Source organism: Deinococcus sp. (assembly GCF_018260555.1).
GTDB lineage: Bacteria > Deinococcota > Deinococci > Deinococcales > Deinococcaceae > Deinococcus.
In genome coordinates this window covers 1-1988 of record NZ_JAGLBB010000134.1, presented here as the reverse complement: position 1 = coordinate 1988, position 1988 = coordinate 1, and the positions used below count along the sequence as shown (strand labels likewise).

Sequence of the window (1988 nt, the reverse complement as noted above, 5' to 3'; positions counted from 1 at the left end):
TGCCGCGAGATCGACCACTACGACGAGACCCTGACCCTACGCGGCCTCGTGGAACTCTGGGCCAGCCGCTGAGCCCCCCCCCGCGCCTTCCTGTGCGGGTGAGTATCCAGTCCGGAGCCCACTCTGCTCCCACTCGCTCCGCTCGGATTTCAGGGTCCTGGCAGTCCCTTCAAGCGAAGGCCGTAACAGATCCCCGAAAACACCGCGCAGAGATCAACGGTTCTCTCCTGCGGACTGCTGATTGTTTCGTACACAACCCGCCCATGCACTGAATCGCCGACTCCATGCTCGGAACCCATTTCCCTTCCCTTCGCTGGGCGGCGCCGTTCCCCGAGTCCGTATCAGGCCGGGGCGGCGACCCGCACACCCGCGTCTTGCAGCGCCCGGCGCAGTTGGCCTGCCAGGGCGGCCGCCTCGGGTCCGTCGCCGTGCAGGCACAGTGTTCCGGCCGGAACGGCGATGTCCTGCCCGGTCACGGCGCGCGTGTGGCCCTCGCGGGCGATCCTGACGCCCTGCGCCGCTGCGTCGGCCGCGCCGAGCAGGTCGCCTGCCTGACCGCGCGGCCACAGGGTCCCGTCCGGGGCGTACCCCCGGTCTGCGAAGCCCTCGCCCAGCGCCCGCAGGCCCAGTGCGCGGGCCTCGCGCAGCATCACGCTGTCCCGGCCTGCCAGTCCGAAGTACAGCCCCAGGCCACTGTCGGCCGCCGCCTGCGCGACTGCCCGCGCCAGCGCCGGGTCACGCGCGGCCATGGTGTACAGCATCCCGTGCGGCTTGACGTGATGCAGCCGCACGCCCTCGCGCGCCGCTACGGCCTTCAGGGCCTCAATCTGCTCGCGCACGAAGGCAGTGACTTCAGCGGGTGGGAAGTGCAGCTCGCGCCGCCCGAAGCCCTCGCGGTCCGGAAAGGCCGGGTGCGCGCCCGCCGCCACCCCGAGGCGCGCCGCGAGCCGCAGCGAATCCCGCATGGTCCCGGTGTCCCCGGCGTGCCCGCCGCACGCGATGTTCGCGCTCGTCACGGACGCCATGACCGCCTCCTCGTGTTCGCTGCCCTCACCCAGGTCCGCGTTCAGATCAATCTGCATGGGCGCAGGATAAAGGAGTGCTTCCGGCTCCCGCGTACCAGTGCCGCAGCGCCCACTCGGCCTGCCGCAGCCCCCGCTCGTGCGCCCACAGCGCCGCGCGGGCCTGCGTGGCCGTGACGGGCCGCAGGGTCACGCAGTCACTGGGCCGCAGTTGCGCCAGCCGGGGCAGGTCCGCGCTGATCACGACCAGCGGCGCTGCGTAGCCGCCGTGCGTGCCGGCGTCCGGCAGCAGCACGGTGGGCTGCCCGTCTGGCGGCAGCTGAATCAGACCCGGCACGTTCGGCACACTGGCGCGCGCCGGGTCGTGCGGCGCGGCGATCACCCCGGACAGCCGCGCGCCCATGCGGTCCGCCTGCGCGCTCACCGTGAACGTCTGCCCGGTCAGCGCGCCCAGCAGGTCCGGCGTGGCGTCCGGCGTGACCTGCACCCGCAGCGTGTGATCCGGCCCGACCGGTGTGCGCAGCTCCGGCGACACGAACGCCCGCGCGGGCCTCACCGGGGGCAGGGAAGACCACGCCAGCCGGTCCCCGGCCCGCAACGCCCGCCCCTGCACGCCCCCGAAGGCACTGCGCAGGTCCGTGCTGCGACTCCCGAACACCTCTGGAACGTCCAGCCCACCCCGCACGGCCAGGAACGCCCGCGCGCCCGCCGGGGTACCCGCGACGATCAGGCGCTCCCCGGCCTGCACCGGCACGGCCCGCCAGGACGCGAAGGGCCGCCGCACGCCGTCCGCGCCGAGCAGCGCCACTTCGAACGGCGCCCCGCACAGGCTGACCAGCGCCGCCGCGTGAAACAGCAGCGTGGGGCCGGCCAGCGTGACCTCCAGGCCCGCTGCGCCCGCGCCGCCGTCCCGCCCCGGGCGGGGGTCGGGTGGGTTTCCGACCAGGGCGTTCGCCAGTCGGCGCG

General features: G+C 74.0%; 2 protein-coding genes. Both read right to left on the bottom strand.

The annotated features are described in order from the left end of the window. Positions 1–341: 341 nt before the first annotated feature. On the bottom strand, positions 342–1082 hold the full coding sequence (gene pxpA / locus QZ271_RS14275) for a 5-oxoprolinase subunit PxpA (RefSeq protein WP_291432598.1): 741 nt from the start codon (positions 1080–1082) through the stop codon (positions 342–344). Further along, the coding region (locus QZ271_RS14270; protein ID WP_291432596.1) for a biotin-dependent carboxyltransferase family protein at positions 1072–1988 on the bottom strand (917 nt) is incomplete at its 5' end. The genes QZ271_RS14270 and pxpA, both read right to left, overlap by 11 nt.

Coding starts and splice junctions, on each gene's coding strand:
- pxpA (WP_291432598.1), bottom strand. CDS start 1,082: ATGCAGATTGATCTGAACGCGGACCTGGGTGAGGGCAGCGAACACGAG.